Source organism: Bacillus sp. LQ16 (assembly GCF_057784645.1).
Genome location: NZ_CM173491.1, coordinates 3767845 through 3790358 on the forward strand (window position 1 = coordinate 3767845; position 22514 = coordinate 3790358).

The 22514-nt window shown below is 37.1% G+C and carries 21 protein-coding genes; 1 reads left to right on the forward strand and 20 read right to left on the reverse strand.

Annotated features, from left to right (window positions below):
- Positions 1–5: 5 nt before the first annotated feature.
- From smc to AC3EMB_RS18845, 10 genes are all read right to left on the reverse strand, one after another.
- Positions 6–3575 carry a chromosome segregation protein SMC gene (smc, locus tag AC3EMB_RS18800; RefSeq protein WP_075717457.1) on the reverse strand — a complete coding sequence of 1190 codons (3570 nt, stop codon included), beginning with the start codon at positions 3573–3575 and terminating at the stop codon, positions 6–8.
- A gap of 147 nt (positions 3576–3722) precedes the next feature.
- Positions 3723–4460, reverse strand: a complete 738-nt coding sequence (gene rncS / locus AC3EMB_RS18805; RefSeq protein WP_001146875.1) for a ribonuclease III — start codon at positions 4458–4460, stop codon at positions 3723–3725.
- 58 nt (positions 4461–4518) lie between these two features.
- Positions 4519–4752, reverse strand: a complete 234-nt coding sequence (gene acpP / locus AC3EMB_RS18810; RefSeq protein ID WP_000786062.1) for an acyl carrier protein — start codon at positions 4750–4752, stop codon at positions 4519–4521.
- 69 nt (positions 4753–4821) lie between these two features.
- Complete coding sequence (gene fabG, locus AC3EMB_RS18815) at positions 4822–5562, reverse strand: 3-oxoacyl-[acyl-carrier-protein] reductase (protein WP_000911769.1); 741 nt, start codon at positions 5560–5562, stop codon at positions 4822–4824.
- Positions 5562–6506 carry an ACP S-malonyltransferase gene (gene fabD / locus AC3EMB_RS18820; RefSeq protein WP_488517222.1) on the reverse strand — a complete coding sequence of 315 codons (945 nt, stop codon included), beginning with the start codon at positions 6504–6506 and terminating at the stop codon, positions 5562–5564. Before fabD ends, fabG begins: the two co-directional genes overlap by 1 nt.
- 14 nt (positions 6507–6520) lie before the next feature.
- Positions 6521–7513: a phosphate acyltransferase PlsX gene (gene plsX, locus AC3EMB_RS18825; protein WP_000684100.1), complete on the reverse strand. Its 993-nt coding sequence runs from the start codon at positions 7511–7513 to the stop codon at positions 6521–6523.
- Positions 7510–8103, reverse strand: coding sequence for a transcription factor FapR (gene fapR, locus AC3EMB_RS18830; RefSeq protein ID WP_000747349.1), 594 nt, complete (start codon positions 8101–8103; stop codon positions 7510–7512). Before fapR ends, plsX begins: the two co-directional genes overlap by 4 nt.
- An 88-nt stretch (positions 8104–8191) precedes the next feature.
- On the reverse strand, positions 8192–10240 hold the full coding sequence (gene recG / locus AC3EMB_RS18835) for an ATP-dependent DNA helicase RecG (RefSeq protein WP_053563756.1): 2049 nt from the start codon (positions 10238–10240) through the stop codon (positions 8192–8194).
- A gap of 290 nt (positions 10241–10530) precedes the next feature.
- A complete protein-coding gene (locus AC3EMB_RS18840) occupies positions 10531–12207 on the reverse strand; it encodes a DAK2 domain-containing protein (protein ID WP_000027131.1) in 1677 nt (558 codons plus the stop codon).
- Positions 12208–12229: 22 nt separating this feature from the next.
- Entirely contained in the window at positions 12230–12592 is a 363-nt protein-coding gene (locus AC3EMB_RS18845; RefSeq protein WP_000021109.1) for an Asp23/Gls24 family envelope stress response protein, read from the reverse strand.
- Positions 12593–12968: 376 nt separating this feature from the next.
- Here AC3EMB_RS18845 and rpmB point away from each other — a divergent pair, with 376 nt between their 5' ends.
- On the forward strand, positions 12969–13157 hold the full coding sequence (gene rpmB, locus AC3EMB_RS18850) for a 50S ribosomal protein L28 (RefSeq protein ID WP_000124776.1): 189 nt from the start codon (positions 12969–12971) through the stop codon (positions 13155–13157).
- A gap of 73 nt (positions 13158–13230) precedes the next feature.
- Here the strand turns inward: rpmB and spoVM are convergent, their stop codons facing one another.
- From spoVM to def, 10 genes are all read right to left on the reverse strand, one after another.
- The gene (gene spoVM / locus AC3EMB_RS18855) at positions 13231–13311 is read right to left on the reverse strand and encodes a stage V sporulation protein SpoVM (RefSeq protein ID WP_001213599.1); all 81 of its coding nucleotides are present in this window, start codon (positions 13309–13311) and stop codon (positions 13231–13233) included.
- A gap of 66 nt (positions 13312–13377) precedes the next feature.
- Positions 13378–14058 carry a thiamine diphosphokinase gene (locus tag AC3EMB_RS18860; protein ID WP_000752665.1) on the reverse strand — a complete coding sequence of 227 codons (681 nt, stop codon included), beginning with the start codon at positions 14056–14058 and terminating at the stop codon, positions 13378–13380.
- Between the two features lie 69 nt (positions 14059–14127).
- On the reverse strand, positions 14128–14772 hold the full coding sequence (gene rpe, locus AC3EMB_RS18865) for a ribulose-phosphate 3-epimerase (protein ID WP_000589974.1): 645 nt from the start codon (positions 14770–14772) through the stop codon (positions 14128–14130).
- A 2-nt stretch (positions 14773–14774) separates the two neighbouring features.
- Positions 14775–15656, reverse strand: a complete 882-nt coding sequence (gene rsgA, locus AC3EMB_RS18870) for a ribosome small subunit-dependent GTPase A (RefSeq protein ID WP_001113932.1) — start codon at positions 15654–15656, stop codon at positions 14775–14777.
- 253 nt (positions 15657–15909) lie between these two features.
- Positions 15910–17883 carry a Stk1 family PASTA domain-containing Ser/Thr kinase gene (gene pknB, locus AC3EMB_RS18875; protein WP_000904746.1) on the reverse strand — a complete coding sequence of 658 codons (1974 nt, stop codon included), beginning with the start codon at positions 17881–17883 and terminating at the stop codon, positions 15910–15912.
- An 8-nt stretch (positions 17884–17891) separates the two neighbouring features.
- Positions 17892–18644, reverse strand: a complete 753-nt coding sequence (locus AC3EMB_RS18880; RefSeq protein ID WP_000648708.1) for a Stp1/IreP family PP2C-type Ser/Thr phosphatase — start codon at positions 18642–18644, stop codon at positions 17892–17894.
- Positions 18645–18648: 4 nt separating this feature from the next.
- Positions 18649–19737, reverse strand: a complete 1089-nt coding sequence (gene rlmN, locus AC3EMB_RS18885) for a dual-specificity RNA methyltransferase RlmN (protein ID WP_000450550.1) — start codon at positions 19735–19737, stop codon at positions 18649–18651.
- A 4-nt stretch (positions 19738–19741) separates the two neighbouring features.
- Positions 19742–21076, reverse strand: a complete 1335-nt coding sequence (gene rsmB, locus AC3EMB_RS18890; protein WP_001249664.1) for a 16S rRNA (cytosine(967)-C(5))-methyltransferase RsmB — start codon at positions 21074–21076, stop codon at positions 19742–19744.
- Positions 21073–22017, reverse strand: a complete 945-nt coding sequence (gene fmt, locus AC3EMB_RS18895; RefSeq protein WP_029443122.1) for a methionyl-tRNA formyltransferase — start codon at positions 22015–22017, stop codon at positions 21073–21075. The genes rsmB and fmt overlap by 4 nt, the downstream gene beginning before the upstream one ends.
- A 23-nt stretch (positions 22018–22040) precedes the next feature.
- Positions 22041–22511 carry a peptide deformylase gene (def, locus tag AC3EMB_RS18900; protein ID WP_488517223.1) on the reverse strand — a complete coding sequence of 157 codons (471 nt, stop codon included), beginning with the start codon at positions 22509–22511 and terminating at the stop codon, positions 22041–22043.
- Between the last annotated feature and the right edge of the window lie 3 nt (positions 22512–22514).

Consider the following 22514-nt stretch of genomic DNA (forward strand, 5'->3'; position numbering starts at 1 on the left):
CCTTCCTATTCACTTGCAATAAGTTCTTCTCCGGCATCTAAACGAACCGAAACAAGTTTAGATACCCCTGATTCTTGCATTGTTACACCGTACAACACATCAGACTCTTCCATTGTACCTTTTCTATGTGTAATTACAATAAACTGCGTCTCATCACTAAATTTCTTTAAATACTGTGCAAAACGAGCTACATTCGCTTCATCAAGGGCGGCCTCTACCTCATCTAGTACACAGAACGGTACTGGGCGCACTTTTAAAATACCAAATAAAAGCGCAATTGCCGTTAAAGCACGCTCTCCACCTGAAAGTAAACCTAAGTTCTGCAATTTCTTCCCTGGCGGTTGTGCTACAATATCAATACCCGTATTTAGTAAATCCTCTGGATTAGTCATTACTAAATCCGCTCTACCGCCTCCAAATAATTCAGAGAATACCGATTGAAATTCCATTCTAATGCCTTCAAACGTAGTAGAAAAGCGTTTTTTCATTTCTTCATCCATTTCGGTAATAAGCTGGTGCAATGTCGTTTTCGCTTCTTCTAGATCGTCTCTCTGCTCTAGTAAGAATGTATGACGCTCTGCTACACGTTCATATTCATCAATTGCCCCTAGGTTCACTGTACCTAACTCTTCTATGGATAATTTGATTAATTTTACTTTCTTACGCGCATCTTCTGCAGGCATTGTCATTGTATATTTTAGTTTCGCCGCTTCAAATGAAATCGTATATGTTTCACGTAAATGTTGTAATCTATTTTCCAACTCTACATCAAGTCGGTTTATTCTCACTTCTTGATCTTTCAACATTTCAAGAATATATTTATGTTTACCTGTCGTTTCTTTCAAATTGCGTTCTAAATGTTCTACTCTCTCTTGCAACGATACACGTTGTTCACGACGAGAGCGAATTAATTCTGAAGTTTGATTACGATCATACGCTTTCTTCTCAATCATATTCGTAATTTGCTCTTCACCACTTGAATTAGATGTCATTTCTTGTTTTAAGAATGCTAAATCCTCTTTCGTTTTTACAAGTGTCGTATCCGTTTCTTCTTTTTCCTTCGTCAATCGTTCAACTTTTTCTTTTTGATTAGATAAGCGTTGTTGCTTTTCAGCTGCCAGCACTTTTAATTCAGTCATTTCTTTTTGAACTTTTTCTTTCGAAGAATGTTGCTCACTTTTTTGTTTTGTTAAAGCTACAATTTTACTATCTAACTCAGTGATATCAGCTTGAAGATTCGCTAAAATCCCTTCTAACTCCTCTTTACGCCCTTGCATTTTTACTCGATCTTGTAAAAACCCTTCAATCTCTAAATCATAAATAGACAAGCGGTCATTAATACGATGTTCTTCTAATTCTAAACGATTAATCTCTTCTCTTAATTTCTGCTCTTCTACACGATCCACTTCTACAGTTTGCCTTAGTTCGCGTATTTTCACTTCTTTTTCTTGAATCTCTTGTTTTACTGCTTTAACAAAGTTTTCTAACTTCGTTGTTTTTTCTTCCATATCAGTTAACTTGCGAGTCCACTCTTCCAGTTCACGTTGGCGTCCTAATAAAGAAGATTTCGCTTGTTTTACCGCCCCACCAGTCATAGAACCGCCAGGATTCACTACGTCACCTTCAATTGTTACAATGCGATAACGGTATTGCAGTTGTTTCGCCAACTCATTTGCTCCGCGTAAATCTTTCGCAACAATAACAGTACCTAATAAATTTGAAACTACATTTTCATATTTATTGTTGTACTGCACAAGTTCTGCCGCCACACCTACAAACGATGGGTGTTGATTTACAATGCGTAATTGCTCAAATGATAACGATCTGCTTTTAATAACAGCTTGCGGTAAAAACGTTGCACGTCCATGTTTATTTTGCTTTAAAAATGCAATCGCATTACGAGCATGCTCCTCTGTTTGTACAACAATATGCTGCATCGCTGCACCTAGAGCGATTTCCATTGCAACTTCGTATTCTTTCGGAACCGTTAACAGTTCCGCAACAGCACCCTCGATACCTTGCAACCTATTTTCTCTAGCTTTCAATACTTCACGTACACCTTGATAGAAGCCAGAATAATCTTCTTGCATCTCTTCAAGCATTTCTTTTCGAGAACGTGCCTGTTGCACAAATTGGTATGCTTGGTATAGTTTTGTTTCATTTTCACTATACTGCGTCTTACATTTCCCAAGTGCCGCCTCTGTCTTCTGTATGTTTGAGAGAATGCCAGCTACTTTTTCTTTCGCTTGTTCGTAACTTTCTACAAGTTTCGTCTTTTTCGCTGTAATTTCCATACGCATTTCTACATATTTCGCATTCTCTTCATCTAGACGCTCGTTTTTAGACGTTTGCTGTTTAGATTGTTCTTCAATCATAGATAATTCATTGCGATGACTAGCTTGTTGATTTAAAAGTTCAATATAGTCACCTTTTAAATTCTCAATCTGTTCCTCTAAATTGTCAGCAAAAGTAGCAAGCAATTGCTCATTATCATGCAATTTTTGCTCCAACTCTTTTACTTCATTCACAAATTGCATTAAAGCTTCTGTACTTGACTCAATCTCACCATCGTAAATTTTAGCTTTCTCTGTTAATTCAACAATTAACTGCTCAAGTTGCGCACAATGCGTCGTAGCATTTTGCTTTCTCTCTTTTAACAACTCGCGCTGCCCTTCTAGTTTTTCTAGCTCTTTACTAGAAAGAAGAAGTACCTCTTGCAACGAGTCTACAGACTCATCTACCGCTTGTAATTGTCCTCGTAATTCCTCAAGTTCTTCTTCACTTTTTTGTAAATTCGTTGACATTTTAGCTTCTTCGTTTTTATTATGCCCAAACTGATTTCGAAGTGCTTCCCATTTCTCATGCAATTCTTCAATTTCATGGACAATAAGCGCAGCTTCTACTTTCTCTAATTCTTCTTTATTCTCAAGATAATCTTTCGCAATAGAAGCTTGTCTTTCTAAAGGTTCTACTTGACTACTTAATTCATGAATTATATCTTGTACACGATTTAAGTTTTCTTGTGTTTCTTCTAATTTTCCTTCAGCTTTCTTTTTGCGAAGTTTGTATTTTAGTACGCCTGCCGCTTCTTCAAATACACCTCGACGCTCTTCTGACTTACTACTTAAAATCTCTTCCACTTTCCCCTGGCTAATAATTGAAAAAGCTTCTCTTCCCATACCAGAGTCCATAAATAAATCAATAATATCTTTCAATCTACATGATTGTTTATTAATATAAAAATCACTTTCACCTGAACGAGATACACGACGTGTTACACACACCTCATTGTATTCAATTGGTAAACGTTGATCTTCATTATTTAAAGTTATTGTTACTTCAGCAACATTAACCGCTCTCCTCGTATCACTGCCTGCAAAAATAATATCCTCCATCTTTGCACCACGTAATGATTTTGCAGATTGTTCACCAAGTACCCAGCGAATTGCATCAGTAATATTACTTTTCCCACTTCCATTAGGTCCTACTACAGAAGTTACACCCGGGACAAAATCAACAGATACACGCTCAGCAAAAGACTTAAACCCTGCTATTTCTAATCTTTTTAAAAACACGAAAGGCCTTCCTCCTATTCTCCGTCGTTATAAATGTTCTCTATACAAAAACAAGCTATTATACGGATTTACCTTCTTTTTATTTACAAACAAAAAGAAAGTTTCATTCTATGCACAAGGAATCCCCCTCATTCAAAGGGGGATTCCTTATAGTTGTTCTTTTAATTTTTTCAATGCTTCTGCAGCAGCTTGTTGTTCTGCTTCTTTTTTCGACTTACCACTACCAAGACCTAAAGCTACGTTATTTAACGTAACACGTGACACAAATTCTCGATTGTGAGCTGGTCCTTTTTCTTGCAAAATTTGATACTCAACATTGCCACTACCATCACGCTGAATCAATTCTTGTAACTGACTCTTATAATCCATCACATGAGAAAAAGCACCCTCATTAATTTTCGGATATACAATTTCTTTTAAGAATTCCCAAACTGTTTCTAACCCTTGATCAAGATAAAGGGCACCAATAAACGCTTCAAAGACATCCGCTAATAAAGCTGGTCGTTCACGTCCACCTGTCATTTCTTCACCTTTTCCTAATAAAACAAGGCTACCAAATGACAATTCGTTCGCAAAACGAACAAGAGATGGCTCACATACAATAGCTGCACGTAGTTTTGTTAACTCTCCTTCGCTCATTGTCGGATATTTTTGAAACAGATACTGCGATACAGTAAGTTCCAATACTGCATCTCCAAGAAATTCAAGACGCTCATTATCTTCATGCGGTTTTTTTCGATGCTCATTCACATACGATGAATGCGTAAATGCTTGAATCAATAATTTTTCATCTGTAAACGTAATACCTATCTTTTCTTGAAACACTTTAAATGCTTCACGATATTTTGTTTCGTATTTTTTTTCTCTATATTTTCGGTACGGCATAGGTCCCTCCAGATATAAGCCAGAAAGCCCCGCTAAAAAACGGGACTTCACTTAAGCATTATAGATGACTCTCTATGTAAGTCACAGCATCGCCAACAGTAGCAATCTTTTCAGCATCTTCATCAGAAATTTCCATTTCGAATTCATCTTCTAATTGCATTACAAGTTCTACTACATCTAGGGAGTCTGCTCCTAAATCTTCCTTGAAGCTTGCAGCTGGTACTACCTCAGTCTCTTCTACTCCTAAACGATCAACGATGATTTTTGTTACGCGTTCTAAAACATCTGCCATTCCATTCACCTCCCCTCAAATATTATATTAAATATTGACCAAAAAAACTAGGTGAAATCGATTCTTTTATTACATTACCATACCGCCATCAACATTTAACGTTTGACCTGTAACATATTTGCTTTGATCAGAAGCAAAAAACGTTACAGCATTCGCGATATCTTGCGCTTCACCAAATTGAGCAGCTGGAATAACTTTTAACATTTCGGCTTTAATATTCTCATCTAGTACATCAGTCATATCAGTCGCAATAAAGCCTGGCGCAATTGCATTCACAGTAATATTTCGACTTGCTAACTCTTTTGCAGATGTTTTTGTTAATCCAATAACACCCGCTTTAGCAGCAACATAATTAGCTTGCCCTGGGTTTCCTATAACACCCACAACAGAAGCGATATTTATAATTCTACCGTGACGTTGACGCATCATATAACGAGATACTGCTTTTGTACATAAGAATACACCTTTTAAGTTTGTATTAATAACTGTATCCCATTCTTCTTCTTTCATACGCATTAATAAATTATCTTTTGTTACACCAGCATTATTTACAAGAATATCAACTTGTCCAAATGTATCTACTGTTTGTTTCACCATATTTGTAACATCATCAGCATTTGCAACATCTGCTTTTACCGCAATTGCATCAGAACCTAATTTCTTAATTTCATCTACTACTTCATTTGCTTTTTGTTCATTACCTGCATAATTTACTACTACATTTGCCCCTTGTTTCGCTAAATCAATCGCAATCGCGCGACCAATTCCACGTGAAGCGCCAGTTACTAATGCTACCTTCCCTTTTAACATCAGTTTTCTCCTCTCAAATTTGAAATGGTATCTTTTAATGTCTCTTCATCATATATCGCATATGCTTTCACTGATGAATCAATTGACTTCATAAGTCCAGCAAGTACTTTTCCAGGTCCAATTTCAATAAATGTATCTACTCCCTGCTTCACCATACATTCAATAGACGGGTACCATAATACAGGCGAATAAAGCTGTTCGATTAACTTTTCTTGAATGTCGGCACCACGTGTAATAACATCCGCCGTAACATTTGCAATAACAGGAATATTCGTATCATGAATTGTAATTTCATTCAAAACACTTTGGAACTTCTCAGCTGCCGGCTTCATAAGTGAAGAATGGAATGGCCCACTTACTTTTAGTGGAATTGCTCTCTTTGCACCATTTTCTTTCGCTCTTTGAGAAGCAAGCTCTACGCCTTGCTTCGTTCCAGAAATTACAATTTGCTTCGTACTATTCATATTAGCGATTTGCACTGCATATCCTTCACTTGTTACTTCTTCTGTAACTTGTTTCAGCATATGTGGGTCAGCACCTAATATAGCTGCCATTGCACCTTCCCCGCCCGGAACAGCTTCTTCCATATATTCCCCGCGTTTCCTTACAGCATATACCGCATCTTCAAAAGTTAATGCACTAGCTGCTACAAGAGCGCTATATTCACCTAAACTATGACCAGCGACAAAGTCAGGTGTAATGTCATACTCTTTCAAAGCTGTCAAAATAGCAAAGCTTGTTGTTAATAATGCAGGCTGAGCATTTGTTGTTAATGTAAGCTTTTCCTGCGGTCCTTCAAAAATCACTTCTGAAAGTGAATCTTGTAACACCTCATCTGCTTTTACAAACACTTTTGCAACCTCTTTATTATTCTCTGCTAATTGTTTACCCATTCCAACTGCCTGTGAACCTTGGCCCGGAAAAAGAAATGCTATTTTTCCCATTTCAAATCCTCCTCTTATTGGAGTGACTCTTTCTCCATTACGCTTGAAATTGTAGGAATTACTTCTTTCGCTACCATTTCTCTCGTTTGACGAATCGCACTAAATATCGACTGGTCATTAGAAGAACCGTGAGCCTTAATGACAGGTGCTTTCAATCCAAATAATGCAGCTCCCCCATACTCCGAATAATCCATTTTATCTTTTAATACCATAAGTTTTGGCTTTAATACCGCCGCTGCTAATTTGCTCGTAAACGAACTCATTAGTTGTTCTTTCAACATAGAGAATAGCGCAAGTGCTGTTCCTTCTAATGATTTCAACGCTACATTCCCTGTAAAACCATCACATACAACAACATCTGCTACACCTTGCAATAAATCTCTCGATTCAACGTTCCCAACGAAATTAATTGGCGCATCCTTAAGCATTGCAAATACTTGCTTTGAAAGCTCGTTTCCTTTTCCATCCTCTGTTCCAACGTTTAATAGTCCAACACGAGGATTTTCAATTCCTCTTACCTTCTCAGCATAAACAGATCCCATTACTGCATATTGATATAAATGAATTGGTTTTGCATCAACATTTGCTCCAACATCTAACATAACAAAACCTTTTCCATCTACAGTTGGCATTGTAGGCGATAAAGCTGGTCGCTCAATTCCTTCCATACGACCGACAACAAATAATCCAGCTGCCATTAAAGCTCCTGTACTACCTGCGGATATACAAGCGTCTGCTTCTCCATCCTTTACTTGCTGTGCCGCAAGTACCATTGAAGCTTGTTTTTTTCGACGAACCGCTCTTACTGGTTCCTCCGTCGATTCTATTTTTTCGTCTGTATGAAGAATAGTAATTCGTTCATCACTCGTTAAATATTGACGAATTTCCTCTTCTTTCCCTACTAACGTAATATGTAGATCAGAATATTCCTTAATAGCTTTCATTGCCCCTAATACTACAGCCTTTGGAGCGTGATCTCCGCCCATTGCATCTATTGCGATTTTCATAAGTTGTTACCTTCCTCACTATAATTACTAGATCGATACATTTCAAAAGTGCCTGTAAAAACAAGTTCTTCTCCAACGAAGCTACGCACTTTGACAACCGTCCGTCCCTTATCATTCTCTACGTCTTCAACACGCGCTTTTGCAACAACACGCTCTCCTAATTTTACAGGGCGAATGTATCGAATGGTAGACTTTGCAGTTAAAGCTAATTCTTCATCAATAACCGCAACAGCTAGTGAGTTTGCTTGCGCAAACAGATGATGCCCACGGGCAATTTGATTTCTTTTAAATACATGTTCTACCTTTACTTCAAAGATAGAGATTGCATGTCTATCTAATTCAATATCAATAATTTCTCCGACAACCTCTTCTAACGGTAAAGATTTCACATCTTCTTCATGTTGCTTTGTCGCTACATGTTTAATTCTCTCTCTTAATTCAGGAATAGACAATTCCATACGATCCAGTCGTACTGTTTGTATACTCACTTGAAATTTTTCCGCTAAATCTTCATCCGTAATAAAAGGATTTGATTCGATTGTTTGTTGTAATAATTCTTGTCTTTCTTTTTTACTTCTTCTTTTCTTCATACCGCACCATCCATTTTTATGACTAGGTACTAACAGTAGTATATAATCATTAAAAGTAGAATGCAACAAAAATTTTTGTTGACTCCCTTTAATCGAGCTTCTCTCCTTGGAACACACCTGTCCCATCAAGATACGTACGCAAGGCAGCGTACTGATCATTGTGCCAAAATGCTTCTGAATCTACTAGTATCGCCGCATCTTGCCTTGCTGTTTCTAACGCTCGATAATCGTGTACCATGTCAGCAACCTTAAATTCTGGTAAGCCACTTTGCTTACTCCCAAAGAAATCTCCAGGACCTCGTAATTCTAAATCTTTTTCTGACAATACAAATCCATCATTTGTTTCAGTCATTATGCGCATTCTTTCTTTTCCTGTTTCTGATTTAGGGTCTGCTATTAATAAACAATATGATTGTTCACTACCACGCCCGACACGCCCTCTAAGCTGATGAAGCTGCGATAAACCGAAACGTTCTGCATCATAAATAACCATCACAGTCGCATTCGGTACGTTCACACCCACCTCAACAACTGTTGTCGATACAAGAATTTGCACTTTATTTTCACTAAACTGGCCCATTATCTCTTCTTTTTCCTGAGACGATAATCTCCCATGCATCAATCCAACTTTGCATTTCCCTTGGTAATGATGCGTCAGCATACTATGTAAGTCGATAGCATTTTGCACATCAAGTTTCTCAGATTCTTCAATTAGAGGACAAATAACGTATGCCTGTCTTCCTTTTTTTATTTCCTTCTCAACAAAACCGAGGACGCGATCTAACATATCATGTTTTGCCCAGTATGTTTCAATCACCTTTCTACCTGCTGGCATCTCATCGATTATCGAAACATCCATCTCTCCAAATGCAGTAATTGCAAGCGTACGCGGAATTGGTGTCGCTGTCATAAATAATACATCTGGACTTTCACCTTTCTCCCGTAAAACTCGGCGCTGCGCTACACCAAATCGATGCTGTTCATCTGTAATAACGAGACCCAACCTATGAAATATAACTTCATCTTGAATTAAAGCGTGCGTTCCAACAAGAATATCTATTTCACCTTGTTCTAACTTCGCTAAAATTTCTCGGCGTCTTGCACCTTTAACAGAACTTGTTAGCAGTTCCACCTTCATACCAAAATGCGAAAACGTTTCAGCAAGCGACTGATAATGTTGCTCAGCTAAAATTTCTGTAGGAACCATTAAAGCACCTTGATAATGAGCTAATTTCGATGCATAAAGACCAATCGCAGCAACAACTGTTTTCCCAGAACCAACGTCACCTTGTAATAGTCGGTTCATCCGATAAGGAGATGTCATATCTTTTAAAATTTCATCTACAACTCGGCGCTGCGCACCAGTTAACGGGAACGGCAATGCATCGATAAATTCTTGTAATTCTACTGACGGAATCTCTTTCTTAGTCCCTTTTGAATTTTCCCTCTCCATTTTCCTCAGTGTTTGCATTTTCAGCTGAAATAAGAAAAATTCCTCATATACAAAACGGCGACGCGCTTGCTTTAAATCCTCCTGTCCTACCGGAAAATGCAAAGCCTTAAGTGCTTCATATCTTGGTAATAATTTATACCGGCCTAACAAACCATCCGGTAACACTTCGACTATAGAATCTCCATATTCCTTTAACGCTTGAGCAATAAAACGACGCATCTGTTTTACTGTAAGTTTCCCCTTTACTGAGTAAACAGGCTCCACTTCTTGTTGACGTACAACTGGCCCAAAATGAAGTTCTGATACAGCAATTGTTTGACGATGTTGATCCCATTTACCAGTAATCGTTACCGTTTCATCTAACGTTAATTTTTGCTTATAGTAAGGCCTATTAAAACATACCGCCGTAATTAAATAACGACCGACGAGAACACGAACTGTTAGACGCGATTTCTTCTTACCATAATATTGCAGCAAAGGAGCACTATGAACCTTCCCTTCAACCGTTACACGTTCATCATGCTTTACTTCAGCAAGATCTTTCATCGCATAATCTTCATAACGGTACGGAAAATGTTCTAATAGATGAGAAACTGTATAAATCCCCATCTCATGTAGTAACTCAGATGTTTCTCCTCCGATCCCCTTTACATCCGTAACAGGAACTTGTACAACATCATTCAAGATTCTCACACCCCGTCACATTATTTTCTTTATTGCATTTTATTTGAGTACCAATTAGCATCTGTAATCGCTCTCTTTCACCTTATATATTCTATCATAGGCATTCTAAGAGAAACTACTCAAATCCCTTATATAAAACAAGTAAAAAAGAGCCTCACTATTAGCAGCAAGGCTCTTTTCTCTCTTCAATATGCTAGCCTTTTGAATAAAAACTAGTAATAAACTTCATATTACTACTTCTTATCCATTAGCAAGTAAGTAATCCATTTATTTTCAAAACGAATCTTATCTTATTCTACAGAGAAGATGAAAGAATACACTGGTTGGTTTCCAGCATGCACTTCTACTTCTGCATCTTCAAATTTCTCTTCTACAAATTCAACTAACTCCGCTACTTCTTCGTCAGTTGCATCTTCACCTTGTAGAATCGTTACGATTTCAGAATCTTCATCAATAAGCGCTTCTAGTAATTGCTTCGCAGCTCCTACTTTTTCAGCATTTGTAGATACAATTTTTCCATCTGCAATACACATGAAGTCATCTTTTTGAATTGCTACACCATCAATTTCCGTATCACGTACAGCATACGTAATTTGACCTGTTTTCACATGAGATAAAGCTTCTTGCATGTTTTCTTCATTCTCTTCTAACGTTCCAACTGGGTTAAATGCTAACATTGCTGCCATACCTTGAGGAACTGTTTTCGAACGAACAACAATAACTTCTTGATCTACAACTGATGCCGCTTGTTCTGCTGCCATTACAATATTTCCGTTATTCGGTAAAATAATGATTTTTTCAGCATTTGCTTCTTCAATTGCCTTCACGATATCCTCCGTACTTGGATTCATCGTTTGACCACCTTCGATAACTTTCGTTGCGCCGATGCTCTCAAATAAAGTTTTAATACCAGACCCCATTGCCACAGTTACGATACCATATGGTTGTTTTTCTTTCGATTGAGCTGGTTGTTCAGGAACCATAGCAGGTTCATCTAATAAAGCAGTATGCTGTTCACGCATATTTTCTACTTTAATCTTAATTAAACTACCGTATTTTTGCCCGTAGTTCATAGCGTCTCCAGGATGTTCTGCGTGGATATGAACTTTTACAATTTCATCATCAGACACAACTAGTAGAGAATCACCATATACACTAATATCTTCACGGAATTTTTGTTCAGAGAAATTATGCTCTTTCACCTTTTCAGCCTCTAATTTCACCATGAACTCCGTACAATATCCATACTTAATATCTTCTGTACTCAATTGGCTTTGTACACTACGGTGATGTTCTGCGCGTACCATCTCATTCATAGATGTTTGCGTCGGTGCATCAGAAGAAATCGTTTCTCCTTTTAAGTCAGCTAAAAATCCTTCGTATACTACTACAAGACCTTTACCACCGCTATCTACAACGCCAACTTGTTTTAATACAGGTAATAAATCTGGCGTACGATTTAACGATGCGTTTGCTTCTTTCACAACGTCTTCCATAAACAAAACAAAGTCGCGCTGTTTTTTCGCAACTGTTACTGCATATTTACCCGTTTCTCTTGCAACCGTTAAAATCGTTCCTTCAATCGGTTTCATAACCGCTTTATAAGCCGCCTCTACTCCAGCTTCTAGTGCTGCAGCAAAATCAACTGTTGTTAATTCTTCTTTTTGTTCAATGGATTTAGAGAAACCACGGAACAACTGAGATAGAATAACTCCAGAGTTACCACGAGCTCCCATTAATAATCCTTTGGCTAAACTTACGCCGACTTTACCAGCATGCTGTGAAGGATTTGCTTTCACTTCACGCGCACCTGAAGTCATAGATAAGTTCATGTTTGTACCGGTATCGCCATCTGGAACTGGAAATACGTTTAATGCATCAACAAGCTGAACATTATTTGTTAAATTATTCGCTCCTTGCATGATCATTTGTGATAAACGTTTTCCATCAATTTTTTGAATTGACACAGATTTTCCTCCTTAATGCACATTACAAGTTTATTACTTTAACTCCTTGTACGTAGATGTTTACAGAATCTACTGCTAGTCCTACAGTTTGATCTAATGTATATTTCACTTTCGTCTGCACATTATGTGCCACTTCTGAAATTTTCGTACCATAGCTCACAATAATATACATATCAATATGTACTTCATCTTCATCTTTACGAACAATAACACCTCTAGTGAAGTTTTCTTTTCGTAAAATGTCTGTTAATCCATCTTTTAACTGATTTTTTGATGCCATACCTACGATACCGTAGCAATCTACCGCGGCACCTCCAGCAATTGTTGCAATTACATCTGTACTAATATCAATTTGACCGTACTTCGTTTTAATTTCAATTGACATCTCGTTTCCCCCTTCATAAATGGTGAAAGTGAGCTAGACTACTTTAGTTACTATCATATAATCTTTTTAAAGAAAATTCCATCGTTCTTTCTTTTCACTCTCATATTTTATGTTTTAAATTACACTTTTTTATGATGAGCAAAATAGTCCATTGTTATTATACAACATGTACCACTATAATATGTCAAGCAATTTTTATGGATTTTAACTTTTCTTCATTGACATATAGTGTCAAGTAAATTTTCTTGATTTCTTTTTTCTACGGTGTTGCATTCTCTTTTTAGTTGTGTTAAATTATAGTAGTGTTTTTAGCATCGCATAAAAGACTAACATTGAAAAATTACGTATGGTAAGGTATCAAGGGAGGGAAATATAAATGGCTCGTGTTTGTGCTATTACTGGAAGAAAAGCTCGTTCTGGTAACTCTCGTTCTCACGCAATGAACGCTACAAAACGTAAGTGGGGCGCTAACCTTCAAAAAGTTCGCGTACGCATCGACGGAAAAGTTCAACGTGTTTACGTTTCTGCTAGAGCATTAAAATCTGGCAAAATCGAACGTGTTTAATAATAAAAAAAAGAGCCGATAGGCTCTTTTTTTACTATAACAATGGAAAAAGCACCGGTGATAGGTGCTTTTTTTAATCTTTTTTGAAGGTATTTAACATTGCACGAACAATTCCACCAAGAAATTTAGGTAACTTAATTGTATAAAATCTCATGGTTTCCCTCCTAATCCCCATTACTCCACTTGGTCACTATATGATGTAAGGAGCAAAATTGTTTCTTCAATCAGTGCTTCTTATCAACATTAATATGCCAGAAGTAAATGAAAAAGTACCTTTTTCCTCAACGAGTTCGTTACTAATACAAAGTGTTGATCCCCACTCTATTGTTTTATTAGTAAGAGGGTACTTAAAACCAAACAATGTAATCCCTTCCACTATTTCAGTAACTGGTACAAAAGATACATAAGGAAAATTTTTATTTTCTTCAATTATATGTGTACCCACTTTTTTAACTGTTATTTCATTTTTATTGTCCACAATACACATTTCTATCTCTACTTCTAACCCTTTTAAAAGCATTTGTATATTTGCCAAACCGTGATCAAGTCTTCCACCGGTAGCACCAAAAATACGAATTAGTGCCGGCTTCTGTCCTAATGCCCAGTTGATTGCAATTTCTAAATCCGTTTGATCTTTTTCCCGCGGAACAATATGTAATTCGTTTGTTTGCTGTCCCATCCATACTAATTCTTCTTCAGTAACTGAATCGTAATCTCCAAACGCAACAGCCGGGGTAATCCCTTTCTTTAATAGACGGTATACTCCCCTATCAACCGCAGCCCACACTACTTCCTCATTCTCATATCGAGCAAAATCTGCGCAATATTCCGAAGGTCCTCCTGCCAAAATATGAATAATCATTTTTTCTTCCCCTTCCATTGTAAAAAGGCAATCTGCCATTCGGTAGATTGCCTTTTTACATATTTTTACCCTATCCTATGAATACCTTACTAGGATAAAAGTTCATCACTACCCACGAATTACGCGAATTGCTTCACCGCGGTCTTTTTGATTGTATACTGCTGATCCAGCTACAAGTACATTTGCTCCTGCTTCCACACAAAGTCTTGCTGTTTCAGCATTTACACCACCATCAACTTCAATTTCTACTTCTAGATTGCGCTCTTTCACCATGTCTGCAACTTGTTTAATTTTCGGTAATACAGAATGGATAAACTTCTGTCCACCAAATCCAGGGTTTACTGTCATAAGTAATACCATATCTATATCTTCTAATACATGCTCAATCACTGAAACTGGCGTATGTGGATTTAATACAACGCCCGCTTTAATACCGTGAGATTTAATTAACTGAATTGTACGATGCAGATGTGGACACGCCTCTACGTGAACAGTAATAATATCCGCTCCCGCTTGTGCGAAAGTCGGGATATAGTTATCAGGATTTTCAATCATTAAATGTACATCTAATGGTAATGATGTAATTGGACGGATAGCTTCTACAATTAATGGTCCAATCGTAATATTTGGTACGAAATGTCCATCCATTACGTCAACGTGAATGTAATCCGCTCCGCCCTTTTCTACATCTTTAATCTCTTCCCCTAATTTTGAAAAATCTGCTGATAAAATCGATGGTGCAATTTTAATCATAACTAATACCTCGGCTTTCTCTCTCTAATTTCTTCTACGAATTGTTTATAGTTCTTATAGCGATATTCTGTAATCTTCCCTTCTTCAACCGCAGCTTTCACTGCACATTTCGGTTCAGAAAGATGTGTACACCCTCTAAATTTACAGTATTGGCTCGCTTCTTTCAACTCTGGAAAACAATATGTAAGATCTTCTACTTCTATATCAATGAAATCTAGTGAACTAAAACCCGGTGTATCTGCTACTAGTCCACTCCCAATTGCAATTAATTCTACGTGTCTTGTCGTATGCTTCCCGCGTCCTAAATGGGAGGAAATATCATTTGTTTTCAGCTCTAATTCTGGACGTAGCACATTAAGCATTGAAGATTTCCCAACACCAGATTGACCCGCAACGACAGAAACACAATTTTCTAAGTATGGTTTTAATATATCAATACTTTCTGACGTATTAATAGAAGTAAATAAAACATCATAACCCATCTCACGATAATCATTCGCATAAGCTTCAACAGTTGCTTTCATCTTTTCATCTACTAAATCCATCTTGCTAATACAAATAATCGGCTTAATGTTATGATATTCAATCAGCACTAAAAATCGATCTAACAGTCCAGGATTAAAATCTGGTTCTACTGCAGAGAACACAAGGATCGCTTGATCGACATTAGCAATAGGAGGTCTAACAAGTTCATTTTTTCGATCAAACACTTCAAGCACATAACCTTCAGTTGGATTATCTGCCTGAAAAACAACTTGGTCTCCTACAAGTGGTGTAATTTTATTTTTTCTAAATACACCTCGCCCACGACATTGCGTAACCCCTTCTTCATGCTGCACGTAATAAAACCCACTTAAAGCTTTTATAATTTTTCCTTCTGGCATAGAATTCTCCTTTTTTTGTATAAGGTGATGCTGAATTTAAAAATGAATGGATTTAAATTTTCCAAATAACGATTTCAAAGCCTACCATATATACTTTCGCTAATATACATTAAATTTCCCATTAAATGCAAAAAAATATTTACAGCTGCATCACTTTACTAGCTTTTTGAATCATATATTTTTGCCTGCTATACCGTCCACTTTGTAGACAGCATAACAGGCAATAATAATAATAATAATTAGACTTTCACTATTATTGAGTTGGATATGGTACTTCTTTATCAATAATCGTTACTCCATCTCGTACAATTTTATAGTGTCCCTTTGAACCTTCTTGAATTACAAATTCTAAAGAAATAGTCGCTGATTCAGTAATTGTTCTCGTTTCAACCGGTCTATCCATTTTTTGCTGCATGTCTTCTTTATAAATTTCTATTGTTTGCGGCTTTTTTTCACCTGTTACAGCAGGCTCATATGGGATAGAGATATTGTCCACTTTTACCGTTTTAGTCACTTTAGGCTTTTGACCATCAGAGATAATAATAGTTACTTTATCTCCCTCTTTTAATGGTGTACCTGGTTTTGGAAATTGCGAAATTACAAGTCCTTTTTCGACTGAATCTGAATACTCTCGTTTTATATCTGACGTTAGTTTTCTCTCATTCAAATAACCAGTTACACTATTTTCAGTCCACCCCGAAAAGTCACCTGGTCTAATTTGATAAGGACCTTTACTTACCCAGATTTTCAGTTCTTGCTCCGCTTCTATAACCATTTGATCAGGCGTCGGAATTTGCTCTACAATTTCACCTTTCGGCTTATCATTTTCAATATAATTTACTGTAACTTGTTTATATTTTTCTTCTAACTCAGCTTTTACACTCTCAAAGTTTTGCCCTGTGAAATTCGCCATCTTACTTTTCTTTTTTCCACCTGATTGATAGATAGTAATTTTAGCGTTTTCTTTTACGACTCTTCCTGCTACAGGTTCCGTTTTTATTACATCCCCAACTTCAATATCATCTGTATATACAATATTAGGCTCCGTCACCTCAAAGCCCTTTTCTACTAACGTATTTACAGCTGTCGTGTATTTCATACCAGCCACATCAGGAACTTTCACATCTTTCGGAATAAATAATCCTGGAATAACCGTAAGCGCTAATGTTATTCCTATTGCTAAAAATAAAAATGTTGAAATTAAAACTTTAAGCCACTTGTTACTCCGTTTTTTCTTCTTATCTAACTCAGCTGCTTCTGCTCTTATCGGTTCTTCCACTTTACTCCCTTTTAAAACAATCGTTTCATCACTTACATTTTCAAATAATTGTTCTTGTTGAATAATCGGAATCGCTTTCGTCGCTTCCATATCTTCTGGTATGTAAAATGGTTGCTCATTTATCCTCTCTGGATATAGCGCAGTTTCAATATCTCGCTTCATAGCATTGGCAGATTGATATCGATGGAAAGGATCTTTTGCAGTTGCCTTTAATATAATATTTTCAACACTTTGCGGAATATTTTCATTCCATCTTTTTGGTGATGGGATTTCACTTTGTAAATGTTTTAAAGCTATAGCAACAGCAGATTCGCCAGAAAACGGTTGTCTTCCTGTTAACAATTCAAACATAACTATTCCAAGAGAATAAATATCCGATTGTTTATTTGCTATCCCGCCACGTGCCTGTTCTGGTGATAAATAATGGACTGAACCCAGTACTGAATTTGTATGTGTAATTGTTGTTGCACTTGTAGCTGTCGCAATTCCAAAATCTGTTACTTTTATTATTCCATCAGCTCGAATTAAAATATTGTGCGGCTTTATATCACGATGCACAATTTCAAAATGATGGGCGTGTGCCATGGCGGATGTTAACTGCTCCATAATATCAAGAGCTTCTCCTATAGGTAACATACCTCGCTCAATTATGTATTGCTTCAATGTTTGCCCGGGTACATATTCCATGACAAGATAATATATACCATCTTCTTCTCCGACATCATACATATTCACAATATTTGGATGCGACAACGTTGTAACAGACTGCGCTTCTCGATGGAAACGTTTAATAAACTCTTCGTTATTTGAGTAGTCGAGTCTTAATATTTTTACCGCTACATCTCGGCCAAGTATATCATCATGAGCTAAATATACATTGGCCATTCCGCCACCACCAATCATTTTCAGCAGCTTATAACGGTCATTTAAGCGTTTTCCAATCAGCACGTTGCACTTCACCTACTTTCGTTTGTCGAACCCGCATAATCAATAAGAACAAGTGTGATATTATCTTCTCCACCGCGATCATTCGCCAATTGAATGAGACGCTGCCCTTTACCTTCAAGCTGTTCATTTAACTGTAAAATTTGTTGCATATCATCAATAGAAACTTTGTTTGATAACCCATCAGAGCAAAGAAGTAATTGATCATCTTCCTCAAGCACCAACGTTTTAACATCTAATCCAACTTTTTCTTCTGTTCCTAGCGCTCTTAATAACACATTCTTTTTCGGATGATACTCTGCATCTTCCTTTGAAATTTCACCATGTCTCACAAGCTCATTTACAAGCGAATGATCTTCTGTTACAAGCGTCATTTCTCCTTCTGATACCATATAGCAACGACTATCTCCTATATGCCCTATCGTCACAAAACTTGGTGTACAAACAGCTATTATAAGCGTTGTTCCCATACCATTACATTCTACATTTTGCTGAGCGTATTCATATATGCGCTCATTAATAATCCCAACACTAGTATGTAACCATTGTTCTACTTTTTTCGGTTCATTCATATTATGCGTTTGCTTCCAATAATCATGGAATAATTGAATGGCCATCGAGCTAGCTACATCACCAGCTCGATGACCTCCCATTCCATCTGCTACTACCGCTAAAACATTTCCATCTAAATTGTGAAAAACTCCTGCACTATCTTCATTATGTTGACGAACTTTTCCTTTATCCGATAGAAATACGGCTTTCATCTCGTCACCTCGTCTCTTCTTTGCGCTCCTTCGCACGCAACTGACCGCAGGCTGCGTCAATATCATGACCTTGTTCACGGCGAATCGTTACATTCACTCCACGATCTTTTAACGTTTTCTCGAACAAGAAAATTTGCTCACGTGGTGTACGTACATAATCACGTTCAGGTACGTAGTTTACCGGGATTAAGTTTACATGACATTTTACACCTTTTAAGAGCGCAGCAAGCTCTTCAGCGTGCTCAACTTGGTCATTTTCTCCTCCAAATAATCCATATTCAAAAGTAATACGGCGCCCTGTTCTATTTACATAGTATTTAATAGCTTCCATTAAATCCGGTAATTTATAAGCACGGTTAATCGGCATTAATTTTGAACGTAATTCTGAGTTTGGAGCATGCAATGAAATCGCAAAATTAATTTGTAGTTCTTCTTCAGCAAACTTATAAATTTTCGGGATAATTCCACTCGTCGAAACAGTCATATGTCTAGCACCAATATGAAGTCCTTTTTCATGGTTAGTGATTCGTAAGAATCCCATTAAATTATCGTAGTTATCAAATGGTTCTCCAATTCCCATAACAACAAGAGAACTTACACGTTCTTCTGTTTCATCAAGCGCACGCTGAACTTCTACTACTTGCGCTACGATTTCTCCAGCTTCTAGGTTTCGTTTTAGTCCACCAAGTGTCGAAGCACAGAACGTACATCCAATACGACAACCAACTTGCGTTGTTACACAAATGGAATTTCCATATTCATGTCGCATTAATACCGTTTCAATAGAATATCCGTCATATAATTGGAATAAGAATTTAATCGTTCCATCTGAAGACGTTTGTTTTACTAACGTGTTTAAAGTAGTAATATCAAAGGAATTCGACAATTTATCACGCAATCCTTTAGAAAGGTTTGACATATCCTCATAATTTTTTACACGTTTTTTATATAGCCAGTCAAAAATTTGTCCAGCGCGGAACTTCGGTTCTCCTTGTTCCTTTAACCAATCTTGCATTTCATGAAGTTGTAAAGAGTAAATTGATGGTTTCTTCGTTTCTACATTTTTCTTTTGTTTTCTTACAGTTGTTTCCATGATGCTACACCTTCTTCCTTAAACAAGCAATATAAAAGCCATCCGTTGCAAAATAATGCGGTAAAATTTGTACTTGACCTTCATTAATATACGGACTTAATTTTTCTGGCATACGTTCTTTTATCGTAGTATCCCATTCAAATTCAGGATGTTCTTTTAAAAATTTATCTATTACTTGTTCATTTTCTATTTTCTCAATTGTGCACGTACTATAAACAAGACGACCGCCTTGTTTTAATAATGGTGCTATTTTTTCTAGTATCGCAAGTTGAATCGTCGATAATCTTTCACTATCGCCTTTATCTTTTCCTAACTTAATATCAGGCTTACGTCTAATTACACCAAATCCAGAACACGGTGCATCTACCAATATTTTATCAAACGTTTCATTTGCAAAGTGCTCTTGCACTTTTCTAGCATCTAGCGCTTTTGTTTCGACATTTTCTAGACCAAGTCGCTCTGCTTGCTGTTTAATTAAACGTACTTTGTGTGCATGTAAATCAAGGGACATGACCTTACCAGTTCCCTTTAATCGTTCCGCGATATGCGTTGTTTTTCCGCCTGGAGCAGCACAACTATCAAGAACTGCATCTCCCGTATTCGGTTCTAAAGCGCGTGCTACAAGCATAGAACTTTCATCTTGAATAGAAAGAAATCCTTTTTTAAACGCTTCTGTATGCGCTACATTTCCTCTTTCAATCTGAATTGCATCATCTGACAAGTCACCACGTTTTGCTTCTATACCTTCACTTGCCAACAACTCAATCGCTTCTTCTACCGTTACCTTATCAACATTCACACGTGCTGTTGGTACAGGTGGTAACATGTTTACTTCGCACATTTTCTCTGCAGTTTCTAAGCCATATGCAGAAGTCCACTCTTGTACAAGCCAAACTGGATGACTCGTCGCAATTGCAAGACGTTCTACTGGATCCTTGATTTCATCTACAGAAGGTACACCTTCTCTTTGAATCGAACGTAATACACCGTTCACCATACCAGCAATTCCTTTATGCCCGCGACGCTTTGCAATCTCAACCGCTTCATGAATAGCCGCTCTTTCTGGCACTCGGTCTAAATAAATCATTTGATATAAAGATAAGCGAAGCAATACCCTTACCCACGCCTCAACCTTCTTTTTTAAAAAAGGCTGTAAATAATAATCTAATGTGTCACGACGTTGAATCGTTCCATATACAATTTCAGTTAATAAACCAATATCTTTTCTATCAATTGCACTTTTTTCAATTAGATTATTTAAAAGTAAGTTGCTATATGCACCACTTTTTTCCACTTGAATTAAACCATCAAGAGCTAATTCACGAACATTTTGTCTCATGCATTTTCTCCTAACTTCGTTCCAATTTCAGGTTTTGTTCCACGTAAAAATTGTGAACAACTCATACGTTTTTTACCAGAAGGTTGCAATTCAGTAATTTTAACACCTGTTTCATTACTAGTTGCTACAACAAAACCATCTTCTTCGATTGCAACAATCGTACCTGCTTCAGCCGGTTCAGTTACAGACACTTTTTCTCCCCACCATACTTTAACAACTTGTCCTGCTAAAGTTGTATAAGCAACTGGCCATGGATTCAATCCGCGAATGTGATTGTATACTTCCTCACCTGTTTTTGTCCAATCAATTTTCTCTTGTTCACGTTTTATATTGTAAGCAAACGTTACTTCTTCTTCGTTTTGTTTAATCGGTTCTAACTTACCTTGAATTAATAAAGGTACTGTTTTAGATAGAAGGTGTGCTCCAGCTTCACTTAATTTATCAAATAATGAGCCTGTCGTTTCACGCTCTTCAATTTCCACTTCCACTTGCGTTAAGATATCACCAGCATCCAATTTTTCTACCATATACATAATTGTAATACCAGTTTTTTCTTTACCTTCCATAATTGCATAATGAATTGGTGCACCACCACGAAGTTCAGGAAGTAAAGAAGCGTGGACATTAATACATCCATACTTCGGTGCTTCTAAAATTTCATTTGGTACAATCTGACCAAATGCAGCTGTTACAATTAAATCTGGCTCTAATGCCAATACTTTTTCATATTCATCTTTTTCACGAATTTTTAACGGCTGTAACACAGGGATACCATGTTTTTGCGCTTCAACTTTAACAGGTGTAGGTGTTAATACTTTTTTTCTACCTACTGGACGATCAGGTTGCGTCACAACACCTACTACCTCATAGCCATCTTCAATAAGACGACGAAGCACCGGCACTGAAAAGTCCGGTGTTCCCATAAACACTACTTTTATCATTTAAAAACCGCTCCTTTTAACACCTATTCTAGTTCGTTTTCTTCATAATATCTTGTCACTTTCGATGTAAATAAAACACCGTGTAAATGATCGATTTCATGTTGAATTGCACGCGCTAAAAATCCTTCCGCTTCTAATAAAAATACTTTCCCACGGCGATTTTGCGCTCTTACTTTAATATAATCGGCACGTTCTACTTCACCATAAAGTCCCGGGAAGCTTAAACAGCCTTCGGGACCTACTTGTTCACCACGTTTTTCTAATATTGATGGATTGATTAACTCGATTTTCCCAGTATCATCATCGACATCAACAACCGCTACTTGCAAGCTTACACCTACTTGAGGCGCAGCTAAACCGACTCCGTCCGCAATTAACATTGTTTCATGCATATCTTTCAACAATTTCACTAACTTTTTATCAAAGTTAATTACTCTTTCGCATGGTGTTTCTAACACTTTATTTGGATGCTTTATTATTTCTAAAACTGCCATATT

Coding starts and splice junctions, on each gene's coding strand:
- rncS (WP_001146875.1), bottom strand. CDS start 4,460: ATGCCGTACCGAAAATATAGAGAAAAAAAATACGAAACAAAATATCGT.
- acpP (WP_000786062.1), bottom strand. CDS start 4,752: ATGGCAGATGTTTTAGAACGCGTAACAAAAATCATCGTTGATCGTTTA.
- fabG (WP_000911769.1), bottom strand. CDS start 5,562: ATGTTAAAAGGGAAGGTAGCATTAGTAACTGGCGCTTCACGTGGAATT.
- fabD (WP_488517222.1), bottom strand. CDS start 6,506: ATGGGAAAAATAGCATTTCTTTTTCCGGGCCAAGGTTCACAGGCAGTT.
- plsX (WP_000684100.1), bottom strand. CDS start 7,513: ATGAAAATCGCAATAGATGCAATGGGCGGAGATCACGCTCCAAAGGCT.
- fapR (WP_000747349.1), bottom strand. CDS start 8,103: ATGAAGAAAAGAAGAAGTAAAAAAGAAAGACAAGAATTATTACAACAA.
- AC3EMB_RS18845 (WP_000021109.1), bottom strand. CDS start 12,592: ATGTCAATTGAAATTAAAACGAAGTACGGTCAAATTGATATTAGTACA.
- rpmB (WP_000124776.1), top strand. CDS start 12,969: ATGGCTCGTGTTTGTGCTATTACTGGAAGAAAAGCTCGTTCTGGTAAC.
- spoVM (WP_001213599.1), bottom strand. CDS start 13,311: ATGAGATTTTATACAATTAAGTTACCTAAATTTCTTGGTGGAATTGTT.
- AC3EMB_RS18860 (WP_000752665.1), bottom strand. CDS start 14,058: ATGGCAGATTGCCTTTTTACAATGGAAGGGGAAGAAAAAATGATTATT.
- rpe (WP_000589974.1), bottom strand. CDS start 14,772: ATGATTAAAATTGCACCATCGATTTTATCAGCAGATTTTTCAAAATTA.
- rsgA (WP_001113932.1), bottom strand. CDS start 15,656: ATGCCAGAAGGAAAAATTATAAAAGCTTTAAGTGGGTTTTATTACGTG.
- AC3EMB_RS18880 (WP_000648708.1), bottom strand. CDS start 18,644: ATGAAAGCCGTATTTCTATCGGATAAAGGAAAAGTTCGTCAACATAAT.
- rlmN (WP_000450550.1), bottom strand. CDS start 19,737: ATGGAAACAACTGTAAGAAAACAAAAGAAAAATGTAGAAACGAAGAAA.
- rsmB (WP_001249664.1), bottom strand. CDS start 21,076: ATGAGACAAAATGTTCGTGAATTAGCTCTTGATGGTTTAATTCAAGTG.
- fmt (WP_029443122.1), bottom strand. CDS start 22,017: ATGATAAAAGTAGTGTTTATGGGAACACCGGACTTTTCAGTGCCGGTG.
- def (WP_488517223.1), bottom strand. CDS start 22,511: ATGGCAGTTTTAGAAATAATAAAGCATCCAAATAAAGTGTTAGAAACA.